The 20,618-nt window shown below is 62.8% G+C and carries 20 protein-coding genes; 11 read left to right on the top strand and 9 right to left on the bottom strand.

Annotated features, from left to right (window positions below; genetic code table 11):
• The first annotated feature begins 10 nt into the window (after positions 1-10).
• The 4 genes from U9970_RS03875 to U9970_RS03860 all read left to right on the top strand — a co-directional run bounded on the left by U9970_RS03875 (position 11) and on the right by U9970_RS03860 (position 3,973).
• Complete coding sequence (locus tag U9970_RS03875; RefSeq protein WP_322765388.1) at positions 11-757, top strand: ATP-binding cassette domain-containing protein; 747 nt, start codon at positions 11-13, stop codon at positions 755-757.
• Positions 754-2,340: a PhnE/PtxC family ABC transporter permease gene (locus U9970_RS03870; protein ID WP_322765387.1), complete on the top strand. Its 1,587-nt coding sequence runs from the start codon at positions 754-756 to the stop codon at positions 2,338-2,340. Before U9970_RS03875 ends, U9970_RS03870 begins: the two co-directional genes overlap by 4 nt.
• The gene (locus U9970_RS03865) at positions 2,297-2,977 is read left to right on the top strand and encodes a GDSL-type esterase/lipase family protein (protein WP_254997947.1); all 681 of its coding nucleotides are present in this window, start codon (positions 2,297-2,299) and stop codon (positions 2,975-2,977) included. Before U9970_RS03870 ends, U9970_RS03865 begins: the two co-directional genes overlap by 44 nt.
• 105 nt (positions 2,978-3,082) lie before the next feature.
• The gene (locus tag U9970_RS03860) at positions 3,083-3,973 is read left to right on the top strand and encodes a sigma-70 family RNA polymerase sigma factor (protein WP_322765386.1); all 891 of its coding nucleotides are present in this window, start codon (positions 3,083-3,085) and stop codon (positions 3,971-3,973) included.
• Here U9970_RS03860 and U9970_RS03855 read toward each other — a convergent pair.
• Positions 3,931-4,674 (bottom strand): TIGR00297 family protein, encoded by a 744-nt coding sequence (locus U9970_RS03855; RefSeq protein WP_322766008.1) that lies wholly within the window; start codon positions 4,672-4,674, stop codon positions 3,931-3,933. The two genes, U9970_RS03860 and U9970_RS03855, sit on opposite strands and share 43 nt — an antisense overlap.
• A gap of 135 nt (positions 4,675-4,809) precedes the next feature.
• On the opposite strand from U9970_RS03855, the gene U9970_RS03850 reads away from it, so the two are divergent.
• The gene (locus tag U9970_RS03850) at positions 4,810-5,205 is read left to right on the top strand and encodes a hypothetical protein (RefSeq protein ID WP_322765385.1); all 396 of its coding nucleotides are present in this window, start codon (positions 4,810-4,812) and stop codon (positions 5,203-5,205) included.
• Position 5,206: 1 nt separating this feature from the next.
• Here U9970_RS03850 and U9970_RS03845 read toward each other — a convergent pair whose 3' ends face one another.
• Together U9970_RS03845 and U9970_RS03840 are read right to left on the bottom strand one after the other, a co-directional pair.
• The gene (locus tag U9970_RS03845; protein WP_322765384.1) at positions 5,207-5,989 is read right to left on the bottom strand and encodes a 16S rRNA (uracil(1498)-N(3))-methyltransferase; all 783 of its coding nucleotides are present in this window, start codon (positions 5,987-5,989) and stop codon (positions 5,207-5,209) included.
• 8 nt (positions 5,990-5,997) lie between these two features.
• Entirely contained in the window at positions 5,998-6,513 is a 516-nt protein-coding gene (locus U9970_RS03840; protein ID WP_322766007.1) for a DUF3531 family protein, read from the bottom strand.
• 61 nt (positions 6,514-6,574) lie between these two features.
• Here U9970_RS03840 and U9970_RS03835 point away from each other — a divergent pair, with 61 nt between their 5' ends.
• Complete coding sequence (locus tag U9970_RS03835; RefSeq protein ID WP_322765383.1) at positions 6,575-7,255, top strand: ABC transporter ATP-binding protein; 681 nt, start codon at positions 6,575-6,577, stop codon at positions 7,253-7,255.
• Positions 7,252-8,169: an Hsp33 family molecular chaperone HslO gene (gene hslO / locus U9970_RS03830; protein WP_322765382.1), complete on the top strand. Its 918-nt coding sequence runs from the start codon at positions 7,252-7,254 to the stop codon at positions 8,167-8,169. Before U9970_RS03835 ends, hslO begins: the two co-directional genes overlap by 4 nt.
• An 80-nt stretch (positions 8,170-8,249) precedes the next feature.
• Here hslO and U9970_RS03825 read toward each other — a convergent pair whose 3' ends face one another.
• Together U9970_RS03825 and U9970_RS03820 are read right to left on the bottom strand one after the other, a co-directional pair.
• Positions 8,250-8,927, bottom strand: coding sequence for a CPP1-like family protein (locus tag U9970_RS03825; RefSeq protein ID WP_322765381.1), 678 nt, complete (start codon positions 8,925-8,927; stop codon positions 8,250-8,252).
• A 67-nt stretch (positions 8,928-8,994) separates the two neighbouring features.
• Complete coding sequence (locus U9970_RS03820; protein WP_322765380.1) at positions 8,995-9,234, bottom strand: hypothetical protein; 240 nt, start codon at positions 9,232-9,234, stop codon at positions 8,995-8,997.
• Positions 9,235-9,399: 165 nt separating this feature from the next.
• Between U9970_RS03820 and chrA the strand changes: the two genes are divergently transcribed.
• Together chrA and U9970_RS03810 are read left to right on the top strand one after the other, a co-directional pair.
• Entirely contained in the window at positions 9,400-10,782 is a 1,383-nt protein-coding gene (gene chrA / locus U9970_RS03815; protein ID WP_322765379.1) for a chromate efflux transporter, read from the top strand.
• A gap of 123 nt (positions 10,783-10,905) precedes the next feature.
• The gene (locus tag U9970_RS03810; protein ID WP_322765378.1) at positions 10,906-13,581 is read left to right on the top strand and encodes a cation-translocating P-type ATPase; all 2,676 of its coding nucleotides are present in this window, start codon (positions 10,906-10,908) and stop codon (positions 13,579-13,581) included.
• Positions 13,582-13,720: 139 nt separating this feature from the next.
• Here the strand turns inward: U9970_RS03810 and arsB are convergent, their stop codons facing one another.
• The gene (gene arsB / locus U9970_RS03805) at positions 13,721-14,740 is read right to left on the bottom strand and encodes an ACR3 family arsenite efflux transporter (RefSeq protein ID WP_322765377.1); all 1,020 of its coding nucleotides are present in this window, start codon (positions 14,738-14,740) and stop codon (positions 13,721-13,723) included.
• A gap of 1 nt (position 14,741) precedes the next feature.
• Positions 14,742-15,068, bottom strand: coding sequence for an ArsR/SmtB family transcription factor (locus U9970_RS03800; RefSeq protein WP_322765376.1), 327 nt, complete (start codon positions 15,066-15,068; stop codon positions 14,742-14,744).
• A 78-nt stretch (positions 15,069-15,146) separates the two neighbouring features.
• Here U9970_RS03800 and U9970_RS03795 point away from each other — a divergent pair, with 78 nt between their 5' ends.
• A complete protein-coding gene (locus U9970_RS03795; protein ID WP_322765375.1) occupies positions 15,147-16,172 on the top strand; it encodes an ArsJ-associated glyceraldehyde-3-phosphate dehydrogenase in 1,026 nt (341 codons plus the stop codon).
• A gap of 9 nt (positions 16,173-16,181) precedes the next feature.
• Positions 16,182-17,450, top strand: a complete 1,269-nt coding sequence (gene arsJ / locus U9970_RS03790) for an organoarsenical effux MFS transporter ArsJ (protein WP_322765374.1) — start codon at positions 16,182-16,184, stop codon at positions 17,448-17,450.
• Between the two features lie 320 nt (positions 17,451-17,770).
• Here arsJ and pstS read toward each other — a convergent pair whose 3' ends face one another.
• Entirely contained in the window at positions 17,771-18,763 is a 993-nt protein-coding gene (pstS, locus tag U9970_RS03785) for a phosphate ABC transporter substrate-binding protein PstS (RefSeq protein WP_322765373.1), read from the bottom strand.
• A 198-nt stretch (positions 18,764-18,961) separates the two neighbouring features.
• Entirely contained in the window at positions 18,962-20,542 is a 1,581-nt protein-coding gene (locus U9970_RS03780) for an iron uptake porin (RefSeq protein WP_322765372.1), read from the bottom strand.
• Positions 20,543-20,618: the final 76 nt, after the last annotated feature.

Here is a 20,618-nt window from a genome sequence, read left to right as displayed (position 1 = left end):
AGGCCCGCATGTGACGTCCCTACTGATTCTCCAAGACATCACCGTCAAGGGCCGCAGCCAGCCTCGCCTTGATGGGGTATCGCTGCAGGTTGATGCCGGTGAACGGATTGCCCTGCTGGGTCCCAGCGGTGCTGGCAAAAGCACCCTGCTTGCCGTGGCCAATGGCTTGCTGACCCCGCAGCAGGGCAGGGTGTTTTGGCAGGGGGAGGCCCGGGCCCGCAGCGGACGGGCCCGGCGAAGGCAGCAGGCCCGGATCGGCACCCTCTGGCAGGACCTGCGCCTGATCGAGGAGCTGACCGTGCAGCAAAACCTCAACGCCGCCCGGCTAGCGGTCTGGGGCTGGCCGCGGGCCCTGCTCAACCTGCTGATGCCCCTAGAAACCAAGGCCTGCACAACGATGTTGCAGCGGCTTGATCTCGATCCAGCCCTGCTCAACCAGCCCGTCTCCGCCCTCTCCGGCGGCCAGCGCCAGCGGGTGGCCCTAGCCCGACTACTGCGACAGGAGCCCCAACTGCTGCTAGCCGATGAACCCTTAGCCAGCCTTGATCCCCGCCTGGCCGACGAGCTTTTAACGCTGCTACTAGACCTTGCCAAGCCGCCTCGGGCCTTGCTGCTGAGCCTGCACCGTCCCGATTTGCTGGCTGGTTTTGATCGGGTGCTGGGGCTGCGGGCCGGCCGCCTTGTCTTTGACCAACCCATGGCCAGCCTTGAGCCAGGCCAGCTCGAGGAGCTTTACGCCGGGACCCCAGGGGCATGAGACCAGCGGCGCCGTTGTGGGTGTTGCTGCCCGCCCTAGTTGTGCTGCCGCTGCTGGCGTTGCTGCCGGGGATCAGCCATGGCGGTGGCTGGGAGCTGGTGGGGCAATTTGCTGCCGCGGCCCTGCGGCCTTCCCTGCATCCAATAGTGCTGGGCTCGGTGCTGGGTGGCCTTGCCGTGACAGCCGGCATGGCCCTATTGGGCTGGGCCGGCAGCCTGGTGCTGGGCTTGGTGCTGGGAATCGCTAGTTCAAGGGTGGTGTGGCGCACCTGCTACGGCAGCGCCGCTCCAGCCAGCTGGATACGCCGCCTACTAGCCATACCGCGCTCGATTCACGAACTGCTCTGGGGGCTGCTGCTGCTGCAGGTGGTCGGGCTGCAACCAGTGGTGGCGGTAGTGGCAATCGCCATTCCCTTTGGAGCGCTGGTAGCCCGGGTGGTCAGCGACCTGCTGGATGCCCTGCCCACCGCCAGCCTGGAAGCCCTGCGCTGCGGCGGTAGCCCCGCCCCAACCGCCCTATTCACGGCCCTGGGGCCACCCCTGCTGCCCCAGGTGATCAGCTACAGCGGCTACCGGCTCGAATGCGCCTTGCGCAGCGCCACCCTGCTGGGGGTTTTTGGCCTGGGCGGGCTGGGCACCGAGCTGCGCCTCACCCTGCAATCGCTGGCCTTCAACGAGCTTTGGAGCGGCCTGTGGGCGTTGCTGGCGGTGATGCTGCTGCTGGAAGCCCTGATGGGCTGGCTGCGGCGGCGCTGGGCCATGCCGGCACGGCTGGGACTGAGCAAGCGGGGGGTGGGCAGCCAGGGCCAGGAGATGGTGGCTGGGGCCATGGTCCTGCTGCCCGTGTTGGTGGTGGTGGCCTGGCGCCTCGAGGTGCAGCCCGCCACCCTGTTGCAGTGGCAAGGCCTGCCACCGCTGGGCGCCGCCGACTGGGGAGCCGTGGCCGCCCTGCCCTGGCCGAGCCTGATCGGCAACACCCTGGTGCTCACCTTGGTAGCCGCGGCCCTAGCTGTGGGGTTGGCGCCGCTGCTGCTGCTGCTTGCGACGCCCTGGCCGGCGGCGGGGGCGCTGGTGCGGGGGCTGTGGGCCCTGGGCCGGCTATGGCCGCCACCGCTGACGGCCCTGTTGCTGCTGTTTGTGCTCCAGCCCGGGGTGCTCACAGGCGCCCTTGCCCTGGGCTTCCACAACCTAGGCATTCTCGGCCGCCTACTCCTAGAAGCCGCTGAAACCAGTGGCGGCAAACAGGAGCAGGCCCTGCTGGCCGCAGGGGTGGGTCCGCGCCTGGCCCTGCTCTACGGCCGCTTCAGCGGCCTGGCCCGGCCCTACTTGGCCTATGGCGCCTACCGGGCTGATGTGATTTTGCGCGAATCGGTTGTAGTGGGGCTGGTGGGAGCCACGGGTTTGGGCAGCCAGCTGCTGGAAGCCCTGAGTTCGTTTGCCGGCGACCAACTGCTGGCCCTGGTGCTGGCCTACTCGCTGCTGACCTTGCTGGGGGAAGATCTCAGCGACCGCGCACGCCAGTGGCTGCTGGAGACCCCCCATGGTGATGGCCATCCCCAGGAAGCTGGTGGCACTTGGCGATAGCGGTGTTTTTGGCTGGGGTGATCCCCTTGAGGGGGGCTGGTGCGAGCGGCTGCGGCGCCACTGGATGGAACTGCCGGGCGGCCCGGTGCTCTACAACCTCGGCGTGCGTGGCGATGGCCTGGAGCGACTGGCAGCCCGCCTCAGCGCTGAGGTTGGCTGCCGCGGTGAGCTACGGCGCCAGCTGCCGCAGGGGATCCTGCTCGGCATAGGCCTCAACGACACCGCCCGAGTGGGACGGCCTGATGGGCGCCCCCAGCTGGATGCCGAAGGCTTTTTGTTTGGCTTGCAGCAGCTGCTGCACAAGGCCAAGGAGATCGCTGCGGTGCATGTGATCGGGCTCACCCCGGTGGAGGAGAGCGCCATGCCCTACGCCGGGGTGCTCTGGTATTCCCTGGCAGACATCCGTCGCTACGAGGCCCTGCTGGAAGAGGCCTGCCTGGAGGCGAATGTGCCGTTCCTGCCCTTGCTGGAGGGGCTGCTGGCCGATTCCGACTGGCCCCTATGGCTGAGCAACGACGGCCTGCACCTCAACAGTGAGGGCCATCGCCGGGTGTTTGAGCGGGTGCGCTCCTGGCCGGCCCTTCTGGACTGGGCCGATCTGCAGCTGCGCCAAGAGCCCACCCCCTTGGGCTACTGAGCGGCGGTGTCTTATCACCCATTCGGGTGAGAGCGGTTCACCGCCTTGGGGGAGCCAGCCGCATGGGCACCGCGGCGACGGTAAAAACACCGACGCCTCCGCCCCATGGCCACCTCCTGCCCAAAAACATCTGCCCGCCAGCGCTGCAGCGGCCAAGCCGATCCAGCCCAGCTGCACACCCGCAACCGCAGCTGGCTTGAGGCCATGGCCGCCAGCCCCGACGCCGCAACCAAGCTCTGGTGGCGCAACGCCCTGGTGGAGCACAACCTGGCCCTGGTGCGCATGGTGGCCCAGCGCCAGAGCCAGCGCACGGGTCAATCTTTTGATGAGCTCGTGTCTGCAGGCTGCCTTGGGCTGATCCGGGCCGTGGAGGCCTTCGACCTGCGCCAAACCTGCAATCTCAGCAGCTATGCGGTGCCCTACATCCGCGGCGCCATGCTTCACGACGTCCGCGACCACGGCCAGCCCCTGCATACCCCCCGGCGGCTGCGGGAGCTACAGCAACGGGCCCGGCGGCTGCAGGAGCAGCGCCGCGGCCAGGGTCTGGCACCGCTTGCCGCTGCAGACCTGGCCAACGCCCTGGGTTGCAGCACCGCCCAACTTGAGGAGGCCGGCGCAGTGCAGCGGGCCCTGCAGGTGCGCAGTCTCGATGCCCCGCTCAGCGGCGAAGACGAGCAGGCGGGCACCCTGCTCGACCAGCTGGCAGCCGGTTCCGCCACCGCAACCAGCGCCGGCGATGATCCGGGCGACGATCTGAGCACCGATCAGGCAGCTGGCGAAAGAGTTTTAGAGGCCCACTGGTTGCAGACCCAGCTAGGCCGGCTGGGCGGCATCGAGCAGCGGTTGCTGCTGGGTCACTGGATCGAGGGTCTGGGCTGGTGCGAGCTGGCCCTTGAGCTCAAGCTCAGCAGCCGCCAAGCCCGGCAGCGTGGCGAGGCCCTACTGGCCTGGCTTCAGGAGAACGCCATCGCCAGCAGCGCCCCGATCGCTGTCTGAAGTCCGTTCACCAGCTCGTTGCTGAGCCAGCCCCAACGCTGTTGGAAGCTGGCTCCGATCAAGCTTTCGATCAAGGTGGCCGCCAGTCCCACCAGGGTCACAAGCAGCCAGGCGCCGCTGCCAGCCAGCAGCCCCAGGGCCAGCATCAGGGCCGCCATCAGTGCACTGCCCGCCAGGCTGGCGGCGGTGCCCTCCAAGCTGATCGCCCCTTCAGTGCCGGGGGGCACCGGACGCAAGGTGGTGATCAGCAGCGTGTGGCGCCCCCAGCGCTTGCCGATTTCACTGCCGAATGTGTCGGCCAACTTGGCGGCGAAGCTGGCTGCAAAACCAACCAGCAGCAGCGGCGCCGCTGCCGGCGCCAGGGCGGCGGCGCCAGCCAGCAGGGCGCCAGTGGCGGCCGAGCCCCAAACGTTCTCCGGCCCTCGCAACCCGCCCCGCGCCTCCGCCAATCCCCGCGCCTGCTTGGTGCGAAAACCCAGGCGCGTCACCAGGGAGCCCAGGGCCAGATAGATCACCACCGCCAGCCAGCCCCGCAGGCCGAGGCAACCCCACAGCAAGCTGCCGAGGATGCCGGCATGCACCCAGCCAGCGCGGGTGAGCAGGGGCAGGCGCTGGGCAAGGGAGATCAACACCGCATTGAGAGTCACTGCCAGGAGCCAGTGGCTCCAGGCCTGGGGGGCGACGAGGGAGGGGGAGAGCAGGGCCGGCACTACAAGGGCCGGCGCAGAGATCAGCACAGGGCAGCAGCGGCGCCAACAAAGTGTGTTGCACAGCGCGGCAGCAGCGTCACCGGGCAGCGCAGCAACGGATAATCCCCATACGACGCTGCTGCCGTGATGGTGTTCAACCGCAAGGCCTCCTTCTTCTTAGATCTGGGCAGCGAAGGTGCCACACCAGCGCAGGTGGCGATCGCCGAGGCCAAGCCCGATCCCAGCGAACAGGAAGCCAGCCCAGCGGCAACATTCCAAGTAGGCGTTGGGCCGTCCAGTCCAACCACAGCGACTGCCGCAGCAACGCCAGCCAGCCCAGCTCCAGCAGGCTCGGCAGCCACCACGGCTGAAGCGATCGCCGCCGAATTGCGGGCCGCCCAGGAGGCCCTGCCCCCACCCAGCAACGCCACCTTCGCCCCCGACTGCCTCAACCCGGCCAACGCCCTGCCCAGCCGCCGTCGCCTAGCCGGCGCCAACCTGGCTAGCTATAAGGCGATGGCTTCCGGCATGTTCCGCAACTAACTCAGCTGGGCGCGCCAGTCTGCTGGGCACGCCAGTGGCTGAGCAGCCCTGCTGCCGTCACTGCGGCAGTGCTGCTGCGCAAAATCGTGCCGGCCAAGCTCACGGCTTGCCAGCCGTGGGCCAGCGCCAAGGCTTCCTCCCCTGGAGTCCAGCCCCCCTCCGGGCCAATCGCCACAGTGAGCGGCTCGCTGGCCCCAGGCGGGCCCCCTAAGGTCTTCAGCGCCTGGGCTAGCAGGGCCAGGCCCGGCCGTCTGGTGGTGCACAGCAGCCCCCGGCCTGAGCCACCGGGCGGCCGGGACCCCAGCAGCTCGGCGGCTGGCCGCAGCGATTCCAGCTGGGGTTGCCACAGGCGCTCACACTGTTCCACCGCCTCCCGCAGGATCGCCTGTGCCCGCTGCGGCTTCAGGGAGTCGGCGGCAACGCTGCGCTCTGCCTGGAGAGGGGTGAACCGATCCACACCAAGTTCACAGGCCATGCGCAGCAACACGTCGGCATCGCGCTTTGGCAGGGCCAGCGCCAGCTGCAGTGGCGGCGCTGGTGAAGGCTCAAACGCCAGGGGGGAGCTGGGGGGCTGCTCCAGCAGAGCCTGATCGGCAGGGCCCAACAGGGCAGTCCAAAGACTGCCTGCCCCATCCACTACCGCAAAGCGATCGCCGGGGCGCAAGCGCAGTACCCGGCTGAGGTAGTGGAGCTCCTGGCGCTCCAGCTCCAGCTCAGCGCCAGCAGAGGGAGCGGCGGGCAAGCGACCGGGGGTGATTAGCAGACGGCGCAGGTCCCGGGTCACGCTGCTTCCTAGTCCCGGGGCTCAGGATCTTCTTCGTCTTCGTCCTCTTCTTCTTCATCTTCTTCGTCATCAAGCTCATCGAGGCCAGGGAACAGGGCATCGGGTTGCTCCTCGATCGGCCAGTCTTCGTTGAGGCCGCCGATCAGCAACTCCTCAATTTCGAGCACGTCGTTGTTGAGCTGGCCCAGGGCATTGATCAACACGTCGAGGGCGAAGGCATCACTGGTGCCGAGATCCACCCAGCAGCGCGCCCACTCCTCCTGGTATTCCATTGGGCCCATGTTGTGCATCAGGGCTGGCAGGGCGCCGGCAGCCGCCTCGTGGCTGTAGGCCATCCAGCCCAGCTCGGCGCCCTCCTCGTGGGACTGGAGGTTTTCGGCGTTGAAGCCACCCAACTTGCCCAGGTAAAACCAACTATCGAAGGCGGTTTCCAGGTAGCCGCGCTCACCCGAACCCACCGGGTGGGGGAAACGCATCCAGATCCAGCAGTTGAAGGGATTGAATTCGCGGAAGCGCACCTCCATGGCGGATTGGCTACAGCACAGAACTGGCTCAATCAAACACGCCCGCCGGCATGCTGGGGTAATGCTTGAGCTCCGCAACGTCAGCTACCAACCGGCCACGGCGGTGGCACCGGTGCTCTGCGGCGTCAGCCTCAGCCTGGCCGTGGGCCGCGCTTCCCTGGTGGCCGGTCGCAGTGGCAGTGGCAAAACCACCCTGCTGGAAGTGATCAGCGGCTTGGCCGAGCCCTCGGGCGGCCAGGTGCTGTGGGAAGGCCAGCAGCTCAATGGCCGCCAGCTGCGCTGGCTATGCGGCCTGGTGTTTCAATTTCCGGAGCGCCATTTCCTCGGCCTCAGCGTGGGGCAGGAGCTGAAGCTCGGTCACCGCCGGCTCACGGCAGAAGAGGCCCAGGCAGCCCTGCAGCTGGTGGGTATGGAGGGGTTATCACTGCAGCAGGCGCCGGAGCAGCTGAGCGGCGGCCAGCAAAGGCGCCTAGCCCTGGCAGTGCAGCTGCTGCGCAACCCGCGGGTGCTGCTGCTGGATGAACCCACCGCAGGCCTCGACTGGGCCGTTCGTGGCGAAATCCTGGAGCTGTTGGCGGCCCTTTCCCAGGAGCGGGCCGTGCTGGTGGTCACCCACGAGCCGGAGCTATTTCGCGGCGTGATCGATGGCGGCTGGCGGCTGGAGCGGGGCCAGCTAGAACCCCTCGGCGCACTGCCTACGATGGCTCCAACGATGGCCACACCCCAGGAAAACCAGCCTTGAGCGACCAACTTCTCCGGGCCACGGCCGCCGGTGGCGGCATCCGCATGGTGGCGGTCAGCACCACCCAGGCCAGCCGCACCGCCAGGGAGCGGCACCAGCTCTCTTTTCTTGCCAGTGCCCTGCTGGGCCGCGCCATGACGGCTGGGCTGCTGCTGGCCAGCTCGATGAAGGTGGCCCATGGCCGCGTCAACCTGCGCATCGCCTCAGACGGCCCCCTGAAGGGCCTGATGGTGGATGCGGGCCGCAACGGCACGGTGCGCGGCCATGTGGGCTGCCCGGGCTTGGAGCTCGAGCTGGTCAAAGATCCAGAAGGCCTGGCCCACTTGGACTTCAAAACCGCCTGCGGCACCGGCTACTTGCACGTGGTGCGAGATCTGGGCGAAGGCGAGCCCTTCAGCTCAACGGTGGAGCTGGTGAGCGGCGGCATCGGCGAAGATCTGGCCTCCTATCTGCTGCACTCCGAGCAGACTCCTTCAGCGGTATTTGTGGGCGAGCAGCTCAACAACAGTGGCGTGCTTTGCAGTGGCGGCGTGCTGGTGCAGGTGATGCCAAAGGCCGCACGCGAACCAGCCCTAGTAGCCCTTCTCGAGGAGCGCTGCCGCGAAGTGAAGCACTTCAGCCAGCGACTAGCCGACTGCGAAGGCCAGCTACACAGGCTGCTCGAAGATATTTTTCCAGACCTCGATCCCCAGCCCCTGGAAGATGCTGAGGCCTGTACGCCGGTGCGGTTCCACTGCCCCTGCAGCCGGGAGCGCAGCGTCAGCGCCCTAAAGCTGCTTGGCCACGCCGAACTAAACTCAATCTTGGAGGAAGACGGCCACGCCGAACTTATCTGTCACTTCTGCAATGAGATCTACACGGTTGGGGCAGAGGAGCTTAGCGAACTAATCGCCGAGTTTGCTACTGCTCTTTAAATAGCAAGCCATATTCTGTAAATAGACAGCCCGCTCTCATCTAAAAATTAAACGATTAGCTGGTTAAGTGATTAACCAGCTCAACCGATCAGCAGGGCTCCAAGCAATAGCAGCAGCAGAGCCGGAAGGCTTTGCACTTGGGTCAAGCTCAATGGCAACCCGAGCGGCAAGGAGCTGGAGAGAGCGCCGGCCAAAATCGCGCCTACGAGCAATCCGGCGCAGAGAAGGGCGAAGCCCCAGCCAACCGCCGCTAGGAAGCGCCGGTTGCGCCACTGCAGGTTGATAACTGCCATTGCGGTAGCGAAGGCCAGCACCAGATCGGCAGGGAAGCCTGGAGCAAGCAGCAGTAGAAGCAGTAAAGCTCCAGATGTGGCCAGGGGGAACCAGAGCTCCCGACCAGTAGCCAGAGCCAGGCCAGGAAGTCTCAGCTGGGGGGCGGAAACCCTGGGCAACTGCAGCTGGGGCAGGGCCGGTACCGCCAGCTTGGGCGGCGGCGGCGCTAGTTGCTCCCGCTGGGACGCGGACTTAGCCGCGCTACTGACGCGACCCTGCTGACGCTCTTTGAGTCGCTCCATCAAGACAGCGTCGTAGGCAGCCTCGATTCGCGAGCGGGCCATCGTGTCGTCCCCTACCTCGTCGAGCCGGGCCAATTTGGCCGCTTGCACCTCGTCGAAGCCAGCATCAGCAGGCACGCCCAGGCGCTCGTAAGGGCCAGAGGGGTCGGCAGCCGGTGATGACTGGTCGGAGCGTTGGGTCATGACAAGCCGCGGAACGGCACAGAGGGGATCACAAAACGTTCCCTTGAGTCAGCGTATCTAGGCCTGACTAAAACAGGGGCTCACAGGAGAGAAATCCAGCCTCGAGTTGCAGACGGCGGCTGCAGCTCTCAGCCTCTTCGGCCCCCAAACGCTTGCGGTGTTTGAGCAGGGGAAGCTGGGGTGGCAAGTGGCTACCTTCCCGCATCTCAACTGTGGTCACACCAATAGGTCCCTGGGCGGGCAGGAAACTCACGTAATCGCAGCCCCCGTCTGGGCGGGGACGCACCAGCCAAAGAGGCTTGGGCATCACTGTGATGGTTCGTTACCTAAGAGTCTGGCGCGGCCGCTCCCCTGCCGTGGGGTTGCCTGGCCCTGGAGCGCGATGCTCAACTCCACTCACCAGCGGCGCCACGGGCTAAAGCAACAGGCTGGGGAGCAGCATGTTGGTGATTGGGTTGGTCCACTTATCAGGATGAATCTCCTCACCCCGAGGCAAGCCGTAAGCCTTAAAGAAGCATCTCGCTTCTGGCTGCAGCTGGGCCTGGTGAGTTTTGGGGGGCCGGCGGGTCAAATTGCCCTGCTGCACCGGGAGCTAGTCGATCGCCGACGCTGGCTGTCAGAGCGGCGCTTCCTGCACGCTCTCAACTACTGCATGCTCCTGCCGGGTCCGGAGGCCACCCAGCTGGCCACCTACCTGGGCTGGCTGATGCATGGAGTGCCAGGCGGCTTGATCGCCGGCGGACTGTTCCTCGCCCCATCAGTGCTGGTGCTCACCACCTTGGCCACTGCCTATGGGCTCTGGGGCCAGCTGCCGCTGCTGATGGGTGTGTTCGTCGTGCTCAAGCCAGCCGTGCTGGCAATTGTGATTGTGGCGGCCTGGCGGCTCGGCCAGCGGGCCCTACGCACACCCCTGCTGATCGGCATTGCCGCAGCGGCGTTTGTGAGCCTGGCGATGCTGCGCCTGCCCTATCCACTGGTGGTGCTTGGGGCAGCTCTCAGCGGCTTGGTGGCAGGCCGCTGGCGACCTGGACTGCTATTTGCCCCCACACACCCCAGCCCAGACACCCAGCTGAGCGCATCGACAAGCGAAACCACTGCCCTGCAGCAGCAAGAGCCCATTCATGGCGACCACACGCCCACACCCGAGCATTGCCGCTTCTCGCGTCGCCAGTTGGCGCGCATTTTGCTGGCCTGGGGGCTAGCCCTACTGATCCCCTTGGCCTTGCTTAGTGCCATTGGCGGCTGGAACGGCACCCTGGCCGTGATGGCTCGCTTTTTCACGCGCGTGGCCCTGCTCAGCTTTGGGGGGGCCTACGCCGTGCTCCCCTACGTGGCCCAAGGTGCCGTGGAGCAGTTCGGCTGGCTTACAGCCAGCCAGATGCTTGATGGCCTGGCCCTAGGGGAAACCACGCCAGGGCCCTTGATCATGGTGGTGGCCTTCGTGGGCTTCATGGGCGGCTGGAACCGGGGCCTCGGAGCTGGCCTCGCTGATGCGGGGGGCAGCTTGGCGCTGGCCGTAGCTACCACCCTGATTACCGTGTGGTTCACGTTTCTGCCGTCCTTTGGGTTGATTCTCGCTGGGGCACCTCTAGTGGAGACCAGCCGCGGTGACCTGCGTTTCAGCGCGCCACTCACGACGATCACCGCAGCCGTTGTCGGGGTGATAGCCAGTTTGGCGGCGTTCTTCTCGGCTCCAGTTCTCTGGCCACTGGGAGCATTCAGTCCCACAGCGGCACTAGTGGTGGCACTGGGGCTACTGGCCCAACTCAAGGGGCGCTGGAGCGTTTTGCAAGTGATTGGTGCAGCGGCTGCCACCGGAGCTGGCCTGGCTGGGCTGGAGCTGCTCTTGAGCTGAAGGCTTGTCCTGCCAAAGGGTGCTGGTGGGCCCTGACGTCACCATCCAACCCCAGTTTTGTGTTTCGCGAGCTCAGGCAATGGGAAATGCGCTAGGGCTTGATCTCAAGCCCTGAGCCGCTCCATGCAGCCCCTGCCCGCACCAGCCCATGCCCTGCCAGCGGCCGATGTGGTGGTGGCCCTGCAGAGCGATGGCACCTGGGGCCTGAGCGAGGCGGAAGCTAAGCGACGGCTGCATACCCATGGCACCAATACGCTCACAAACCGAGGCGGCAAGCCCGGCTGGCTGAAGTTTTTACTCCAGTTCAATAATCCACTGTTGATCCCCCTGCTGGTGGTGGGGGCGGTGAAAGCGCTGCTGGGACATCCCCGCGATGCTTTGGTGATCTGGAGCGTCACGGTGATCAATGCCGTGATCGGCTTCGTACAGGAGAGCAAGGCCGAGAACGCCATCGCCGCCCTGGCGCAATCGGTGCACACTGAAGTGGAAGTGGTGCGCAGTGGTGCGCGCCAGCGACTGGCGTCGGAGCAGCTGGTACCGGGCGATCTGGTGCAGCTGGAGGCTGGGGCGCGGGTGCCGGCCGACCTGCGCTTGCTGGAGGGGCGCCAGCTGCAAACGGATGAATCGGCCCTCACCGGGGAATCGATGCCAGTTCACAAGGGCAGCACCGCCGTCGAGGCATCCGCCCCACTGGCGGAGCGGATCGGCATGGCCTATGGGGGCAGCTTCGTGACGAAGGGCCAGGGCATGGGGCTTGTGGTGGCCACGGGCGATGACACCGAGGTGGGCTGCATCTCCATCTCCCTCCAGGACCAGGTGGATCTCACTACCCCGCTCACCCGCAAGTTCGGCCGCTTCAGTCGCAGCTTGCTGAAGCTGATCCTTGTGCTGGCCGGGCTCACATTTCTGGTGGGGCTGGCGCGGGGGCGGGGCGTCGAAGAGATGTTCGATGGGGCCGTGGCCCTGGCGGTGGGCGCGATCCCGGAAGAGTTGCCAGCGATCGTGACGATCACCCTGGCCATAGGCGTGAACCGCATGGCCAAGCGGCGGGCAATCATTCGCAAGCTGCCGGCCGTGGAAACCCTTGGCAGCACCACCGTCATCTGCTCCGACAAGACCGGCACCCTCACCCAGAACCGGATGACGGTGCAGCACCTCTATGGGGGCAGCCAAGCGATGACGATCGAGGATCTCTGGCCGAACTCGGGCCGGGCCGGCTCTACCAATGTGGCCCTGCAGGAAACCCTGCTGGCGGGCCTGCTTTGCAACGACGCCCGACCGAGCCGCCGTGAGGGCCTTGTCGGCGATCCCACCGAAACGGCCCTATTGGTGGCCGCTGATGCGGCCGGAATCGACCGTCAGGATGCGCTGGAGCGCCATCCCCGCCGCGATGCCATTCCCTTTGCTTCCGAACAGCAGTTCATGGCCACGCTGCACGGCAGCGAGCGAATCTTGGTCAAGGGCTCGGTGGAAGCCGTCCTGGATCGCTGCAGCCGGCAGCTGAATTGCCTAGGCCTGCCTGAAGACCTGGACCGATCGGCTATTGAAGCGGCCGTGGGTGCGATGGCGGCCCGTGGGGAACGGGTGCTGGCCTTTGCCATTGGCCAGGCAGAGGCCTCCCAGCACCAGTTGGAGCACCACCATGTGGCAAAAGATCTGGATTTCCTCGGTCTGCAGGGGATGTTGGATCCACCGCGCCCCGAGGCGATCCAGGCCGTGGCGGCCTGCCAGGCGGCAGGCATCACCGTCAAGATGATTACGGGTGACCATCTGGAAACGGCCCGCGCCATCGCCCGTGAAATTGGCATCGGTAGCTCTCCAACCGCTGTAGCTGAGCAACTGTTGGCTATCGATGGCCGCCAGCTAGCCGAACTCGGGCTGGATGGCATCGCCGAGTGTGTCGATCGGGTAGACGTATTTGCCCGGGTGACGCCGGCCCAAAAATTGCAACTGGTGCAGGCCCTCCAGGCCAACGGTGAGGTCGTGGCAATGACCGGCGACGGCGTCAACGACGCGCCCGCCCTCAAGCAGGCCGACATCGGCATCGCCATGGGCGCCGGCGGCACAGAAGTGGCGCGCCAGGCCGCAGACATGCTGCTCACCGACGACAACTTCGCCACGATTGAAGGGGCGGTGGAAGAGGGCCGCACGGTCTACCTCAACCTGCGGAAGACCCTCGCTTTCGTGCTGCCTGTCAATGGCGGCGCATCGATGACGATCCTGCTGGGGGCCGTGTTCGGCACCGCCCTGCCGGTCACTGCCCTGCAGGTGCTCTGGCTCAACATGATCTGCTCGCTGACAATGTCGGTCCCGTTGGCCTTCGAGCCCGTGGCCCCCTGGTTGATGCAGCAGCCCCCCCGGCCGCCGCAGCAACCCCTGCTCACCGGCGGCTTGATCCGCCGGTTGCTGGTGGTGTCGATGTTCAACTGGATGGTGATTTTTGGCCTGTTCCTCTGGAGCACATGGCGAGGCAGCGACCTGGCCCTGGCCCGCACCATGGCCGTCCAGGGGCTGGTGCTAGCCCATCTTGTCTATCTGGTGAGCATCAGCCAGCTGCGCTCAGCTCTGCAGGCCCTGCCACGGCTGGGCTGGAGTGCCTTCACCCGGGCTCCGGCGGTGCTGCTCGGCATCTCTGGAACGGTGGCGTTGCAGTGGGTCTTCAGCCAGAGCGCGGCTATGAATCGCTTTTTCGGCACCGCGCCGCTCAATTGGGAGGAGCTGGGAATCTGCGCCTTGCCGATGCTGCTGATGCTGCCAGTGGCCTGGCTGGGGGAGCGCCTCGACCCCACCGATGGCTAGCTAACTGACAAGCCCAGTCTGCCTAGGCCATCTATTTAAATTGAGACATAAGAGCCACAGACTCTCCAACCCGCACCACCTTCATAACTCATTGAGTTTCGACCTCAAAGAACTGCTGCTGCACTTCGATTTCGATTCCCTAGCTAGGACGATAGGGAAATAGCGTCCGGTTGCGATTAGCAATCGCCACTAGCGATAGCATCACGGGAACTTCCACCAGCACCCCCACCACAGTGGCCAGAGCGGCACCAGAGTTAAGTCCAAATAAGCTGATGGCCACGGCCACTGCCAGTTCAAAGAAGTTGGAAGCACCTATTATCGCGCCAGGCGCGGCAACTTTTTGCGGTTGGCGCCAAAAACGCATCCACTGGGCACCAATCCAGAAGACAAGATAAGTTTGCAAAATTAGCGGAATAGCGATTAGAATAAGCGCCAGCGGGTTGGCCAGGATCGCTCTAGCCTGCACCATAAATAGCACCAATACAGTGGCAATTAAACTGCCAATTGCCACGGGCTTGAGACTCTGCTCTAGGCGCCCAATGCGCCCAGGGGAGCGCAAAATCAATCGGGTAAGCCAGCCCGCCGCAAGGGGAACCACCACAAACAAACCAACTGCGGCAACCAAAGTGTCCCAGGGCACGATCACCTTGCTCACTCCCAGCAGAAGGGCTGCAATCGGTGCAAAGGCAAACACCATGATCAGGTCATTTATAGCCACTTGCGCCAAGGTATAATTAGCATCTCCATCACATAGCCGGCTCCACACAAATACCATGGCTGTGCAGGGGGCCACCCCAAGCAAAATCATGCCGGCGACGTATTGATCACCGATCTCAGCTGAAATCCAGGAACTGAATAGACCACGAATGAACAGCCAGGCAAGGGCCGTCATCGTGAGCGGTTTGATAAGCCAATTCACCACCACAGTGACGATCAATCCCTTCGGCTGACGACGGAGTCCACCAAGGGAATTGAAATCAACTGCCAACATCATTGGATAGATCATCCCCCAGATCAGCAGGCCAATCGGCAGGTTGATCCGAGCAAATTCCAAGGCGGCAACGGCCTCGGCAAACGAAGGGAAAAGGGCTCCAAAGGTGACCCCAGCCATGATGGCCAGTGCCACCCAAAGACTCAAGAAGCGCTCAAAAAATCCCATTTCAACAACAGGGCGTAGCAGGCTGGGCGCAGCGACTGGCCAACTCCCCTAGCCAGCCGCGCAACTGCTCAATCGCATCGATGCGCAGGCTGTAGTAAACCCAGCGGCCCTCATCTCGTGCCTCAATCAAACCAGCCTCCCGCAACACCTTGAGATGGAAAGAGAGCTTCGATTGGGCCAAGCCCAGCTCACTGGTGAGTTCACAAACGCAGCGCTCACCGCTCCCCAAGGCTTCAAGCACCTGAAGCCTGAGGGGATCGGCCATGGCCTTCAGCAGGGCCCGAGCCTTGGCAGGCTCAAGCGCCACAGGGTGATCTAGAACACTCATGCACCAATTTTAGTTGATGAATCAACTCATATTGATTTAGGGTCTCACGACTCATGCCGCCATTGTCGGCTCTGATCAATGAAAATCGGCATCAACGGCTTTGGCCGCATCGGCCGCCTGGTGTTTAGGGCCTTGTGGGGCCGTCCCGGCATTGAGCTTGTTCACGTCAACGACTGCGGCGGTGATGCTCAAACCGCAGCCCACCTACTCGCCTTCGACTCCGTGCATGGTCGCTGGCAACAGGCGGTGCAAGGAAATACGCGGGGCTTCTTCGTGGGTAGCCAGGCGGTGAGCTACACGAGAGAGAGCAAGCCAACCGCCGTGCCCTGGAGGGAAGCCGGCGTGGAGATGGTGCTGGAGTGCAGCGGCAAGTTCAAAACACCGGAAACGCTCCAGCCCTACTTCGACCAGGTGGGCCTCAAACGGGTGGTAGTTGCCTGCCCAGTGAAGGGTGAGATCGCCGGGGCCGAGGCTCTCAACGTTGTCTTCGGTATCAACCACCAGCTCTACGACCCACGCCAGCACCGCCTGCTGACCGCCGCCTCCTGCACAACCAACTGCCTGGCGCCGGTGGTGAAGGTGATTCACGAGAGCTTTGGCATCAAGCACGGCTCGATCACCACCTTGCACGACGTCACCAACACCCAGGTAGTGGTGGATGGTTTCAAAAGCGACCTACGCCGGGCCCGCTCCTGCATGCAAAGCCTGATCCCCACCACCACGGGGTCAGCAAAGGCAATTGGAATGATCTTTCCAGAGCTGCAAGGAAAACTAAACGGCCATGCCGTGCGGGTACCGCTGCTGAATGCCTCCCTAACGGATGCGGTATTTGAACTGATGCGCGAGGTGACAGTGGAGGAGGTAAATAGTGCCTTTGAAGTCGCAGCCAACGGGGCACTGCGTGGCATTCTTGGCTACGAAACCAGGCCACTGGTGTCAGTTGATTATGTAAATGATGATCGCAGCGCCATCATCGATGCCGCCTCGACCATGGTGGTGAATGGCACCCAGCTAAAGGTGTACGCCTGGTATGACAACGAGTGGGGCTACAGCTCTCGCATGGCCGATCTGGTGAGCCATGTGGCCCTGATAGACGAGCGCTGAACCAGAACCATGAGCCGCGCCCTTTCAGCCCTGCAGCAATACACGATCGTGACGGCCAATTACTGGGCCTTCACCCTCACCGATGGTGCCCTGCGCATGCTCGTGGTGTTCCACTTCCACGAGCTTGGCTACAGCACCCTTGAGATCGCTTTTCTATTTCTGTTTTATGAGTTTTTTGGCATCATCACCAACCTCTATGGCGGCTGGCTGGGCGCGCGCTTTGGGCTGCGGCTGACTCTCTGGAGCGGCACCTTAATGCAGGTAGCGGCGCTGCTGATGCTGATCCCAGTGGCCGACGACTGGCCCAAATGGTGGAGTGTGGCCTACGTGATGGTGGCCCAGGCGATCAGCGGCATAGCCAAGGATCTCAACAAAATGAGTGCCAAAAGCGCCATCAAAACCGTAGTGGCCGAAACGCCGGAAGACCACAGCAAGGGAGAGGGTCAACTATTCAAGTGGGTGGCGATTCTCACCGGTTCCAAAAACGCACTCAAGGGAGTGGGCTTTTTTCTTGGCGGGGTGTTGCTCACCACCATTGGCTTCAACGCCGCAGTAGCAGCAATGGCCGCCGGCTTGTTTTTGGCTTTCTTGATGACACTGGTGCTGCCGGCGGATATCGGCAGGATGAAACAGAAGCCCAGCTTCACGGCGCTATTTTCCAAGAGCAGCGGCATCAACGTGCTCTCGCTGGCGCGCTTCTTTCTTTTCGGTGCTCGCGACGTTTGGTTTGTGGTGGCCCTACCCGTATTTCTGCAGAGCGCCCTCGGCTGGCGCTTCTGGGAGGTGGGCGGCTTCATGGGCCTGTGGGTTATCGGCTACGGAATCGTGCAGGGATCGGCACCGGCTCTGCGACGGGCTTGGGGCCAAAGCGCCCCTCCAGGGATAGCAGCAGTGCAGTTCTGGAGTTCGGTTCTCACAGCTATTCCAGCCCTGATTGCGGTTGCCCTGTGGCGTGAGGTTGGCCAGCCTGGGGTGGCAGTAGTGGTGGGACTTGCTGTGTTTGGCGTGGTGTTTGCGATGAATTCATCAATTCACAGCTACATGATCCTCGCCTACACGGAAGCGGAGGATGTGAGCCTCAACGTGGGCTTCTATTACATGGCCAACGCCGCCGGCCGACTGCTGGGCACCGTGCTATCGGGAGCCCTGTTTCTGGTGGGCGGCCTGCAAGCCTGCCTGTGGAGCTCGGCAGTGTTGGTTGCGTTGGCTGCCATGGTGAGCACTCGCTTGCCAACACCGCCACGGCAGCTACATCCAAAATTTGATCTAGAGAGCTAGAGCTTCAGCCTGTCAAGGTTTTCCGAGGAAATTTCACAAACTTGGCACGATAAACGACATAACGGTGAGATTACCGAATAGCCAGGTATAGAAATGACCATGTCACTGCTGATACAGAGCCCATGGATGCTGCGACATACAATTTTCTATTCAAACACCTCAGCCAGCAAGGGATTCAGCAGTGAAACAGCACCAACAAGCAACTAGCTCCTAAGCCTTTGGTAAGAGGGCCCAAAGCAGGAACTCTCCAAAAAACAAGCCAATAAAAAGGCCCCTTGCGGGGCCTTGGCATTCGTATGCATGAAGCACGAAGTCTATGCTCAGCGGCCAATCTGGCCAACGGCCTTCTTAGACGCGGAGAGAATGCTGCCTTTAAGTGGCACGAAGTCGAGGCTGGAAGCCTGACCTTGGGCTTTAGGGCTTAGCAGGAACATCAAAGCCTGACGGATAGCTGGAGCCTTGTCGCCGTTGCCGGTCTTGTAGGCCAGAATCCAAGTCAGAGTCGAGATCGGGTAGCTGTTGGCACCTGAGGGATTGGGCTCTTCGCCGGCCAGCATCGAATCGAGCTTGATGTTGTTGAGGGCAGCAGCGCCGCTTTCCTCGGTGGGCAGCACGAATTTGCCGGCCTTGTTTTGCAGAGCAGCGGCTTTGATCGCGCCTTTGACGTAGCTCTGGTTGAGATAGCCGATGGCACCAGGGGTGTTCTGAATCACACCCGAAACGCCTTCGTTGCCCTTACCACCCACGCCAACTGGCCACTTAACGCTCTTGCCTTCGCCCACCTTGCTCTTCCACTCAGAGGAGAAGGCAGAGAGGCTGTTGGTGAAGGCGAAGGTGGTACCGGAGCCGTCGGAGCGGTGGGCAACGGTGATCTTGCCCTTGCCACACTTGAGCTGATCCCAGGTGTTGATCTTGCCGAGGAAGATATCGACAGCTTGCTGTTGAGTGAGCTTAAGGTTCTTGCAGTCGGCCTTGTTGTAGGCGATGGCGATGGTGCCGCCCACGGCGGGGAACTGGATCACCCCACGCTTTACCTTGGCAGCCTCCTTGGCCTTGATCGGTTCGTCGGTGGCGCCGAATTCAACGGTGCCGGCTACGTACTGACGCACTCCCGAGCCGGAACCAACCGACTGGTAGTTGACGCGCACCTTGTTGGCCACACCAGCGAAAGCGCGCTGGTAGAAGGCGGCAGGAAAGGTTGCACCAGCACCACTGATAGTGGCCTGAGCAAGCGCAGGAAGGACGGCAGAAGCTGCGCCAGCACCGATAGCTGCAACAGTGCCGGCAATCAAGGCCTTCTTGGCGAAGGTCATGGAAATAGACTTTTGGGGTCTCCTCATTAATAGCAAGATCGCCTCCCGCCAGTCGTTATCACCCGGTTAAGGGGCGTTCAAGACTGGCGAAAAGTCGCCACGCAAGCAATAAAAAACCCCCCATTGCTGGAGGGCCGAAGTTGTGTGTGAGTTGTAGCTACGAGAAAGCGGTGAGGAGTGTCTGGGCTGTTTTGGAGATCAGAACTTGAAGGTGGTTTGGATTACGCCACCATAAGTACCTTGACCAGCGTTACCGTCATTATAGTTCTTAGTGATCCAGAACACGGCCGGAGTAACGGAAATGTTGTCGGATACTCTAAATTTGTAGAACAGTTCATACATGTAACCAGCATCTTGTTCGACGGAGGTGTCAGAACTGCTAGTTACGTAAAGGGGTGCGCCGACTGCGAAGCCAGCGCTATTACCCTTGACGAAGACATCCTTCCATTGAAGGCCAACCATCCACGACCAGATGTCTGCAGATGGCCGGTCATCTCCGGTGGTGTAGTTGGTGTAGCTAAAGCCACCAGAAATTGAGGGAAGCCACTTAGCGTCCATTGGTTGCCAGAAGCCAGCAAGCGAGACGCTGTTGCTGTCCTGACCTTCGCCAAGAGTACGGAAAAAGTCGCTGGAAGGGGTGTTGGGATCCCTCAGGCGTGCATTTTCGGAGCCGTAGCGGTAGGCGACTGCAGCACCCCAGTTCTGACCTTTAACACCAAGCTGGGCCAGGATGTTCTGGGCACCTTCTGAGCTAAAGGCACCAATTTCGGAGTTTGCATAGCCAGCGCCCTCTCCTCCAGCCATCGACACCCAGTTCACGTCGAAGGTCGCGAAGGGATTGCCCTTCTTCACTTTTTGCTTCCAAGACAAGCCTGCAGCAGCACCCGTGGCTTTGTTGTAAGTGCCCGTCGCGCCGGCAAGGTTGAAGAAGTCGAGAATGCCAGATTTATAGGCCGTTGGCATGAAGGAAAGCATCTCGGTGTTACGGGCGAGTGCGCCGACCGTAAGCTTCACTTCATTGCCTACAGGGAAAGTGTAGAAGAGACGATCGATGGAAACAGCGTTGCCGCCATCAACAGCATTTTCCTCAGCCTTATCTAGCTTGAATACATTACCGCTGCTGCCGAAAGGATCATCGTTAAAGTTGCCACTACGCAGGCGGGTCCGCAGCAAGTCCTTACCAGAGAAGCTGGTGTCAAAGCTCAAGCGGACGTCGTAGTTAAAGGTGGTTTTGGTTGAACCATCACCGTCATAATCAGGAGATCCACCGATAATCATGCTCACTTCACCACGCAGCTTCGTGGTGGTGGAGAACTGCTGGGCCTCCAGCTTGCCCACCTTCTTCTCCAAGCCATCGACACGGCCGCGCAGGGTGGCCAGCTCAGCCTTGAACTCTTCCATCAGGCGCTGCAGTTCGTCGGTCACTTCAGTGACGCGATCGAGACAGGCGTTGAGCAGGGCAGCCGCTTCATAGCGGGTCATGGCCTGGCCGCCTTTGTAGGTGCCGTTGGGGTAGCCGGCCACGCAGCCGTACTTCTCAACCAGGTTGCTCAGCGCTTGATAAGCCCAGTCGGTGGGCTGAACGTCGGAAAACTGGGTGACGCTGGTGACTTGGTTCTTGGATTCCCAAGCACGGAAGCGGTCAACGTCTTGCTGTTGCATGTAGTCGTTGATGGCGGCAGCGCCGTTCAACGAAGCCAGCTCTTGAGCCGAAGCGGCCATGGGAGCCATCATGCCGGTGCCAGCTAGAGCTAGCAGCAGCTTTTTGGAAAGATTCATCGGGTCCTCACACCGATAGGGATGACTTCACAAAGGAAGTCGAAGGCAAGTTATCGATAAAGCAAGGCCAAAACGA

The organism is Cyanobium usitatum str. Tous (assembly GCF_963920485.1).
GTDB classification, from domain to species: Bacteria; Cyanobacteriota; Cyanobacteriia; order PCC-6307; family Cyanobiaceae; genus Cyanobium_A; species Cyanobium_A usitatum_A.
The sequence above is the reverse complement of the archived record's forward strand: the minus strand, read 5'-3'. Positions and strand labels throughout refer to the sequence as shown.